Origin of the sequence: Pseudomonas sp. YuFO8 (genome assembly GCF_035065025.1) — a bacterium.
Lineage (GTDB): Bacteria > Pseudomonadota > Gammaproteobacteria > Pseudomonadales > Pseudomonadaceae > Aquipseudomonas > Aquipseudomonas putida_AE.
Map to the genome: position 1 here is coordinate 1 of NZ_JAXDEQ010000206.1, position 387 is coordinate 387.

A 387-nucleotide genomic window follows, 5' to 3' on the forward strand; every position below is an offset into this window, starting at 1 on the left:
GCGCAAGGCTACAGAATATCCAAGGCTTTCAAAAGCCTAATCTGGCATTCGCCGGTGCGTCTGTCGGGCAAAAAAAAAGGCGCCTCCATCACTGGAGGCGCCTTTTTTACAGCCGTATCAGCGTGCCAGTGCGGACGGATCTTCCTGCAACATTACCGAAGCATGCAGGCTGGCCAGGGCTTCCTTAACAGTGGACTCCTCCAGCGCATCCTTGGACTTCTTGCTTTCCTTGGCGGCGTATTCGAGCAGCACCAGGTAGTCGCGCTTGACCGACGCCTCTTTCGGCACCGTGGTGTCTTCCACCAACTTGCCCATCACATACTGCTGCGTGCGGGTGTTCTGGCTGGCACTTTGATCGAGGGTTGCCCTGGCTAGCAGGCCGTCCTT

1 pseudogene is annotated in these 387 nt (G+C 57.1%); it reads right to left on the reverse strand.

Annotated elements, in window-relative coordinates:
* Nucleotides 1-117: 117 nt before the first annotated feature.
* Nucleotides 118-387, reverse strand: a pseudogene (locus tag SOP95_RS32010) (lactate dehydrogenase); the annotation flags it as partial.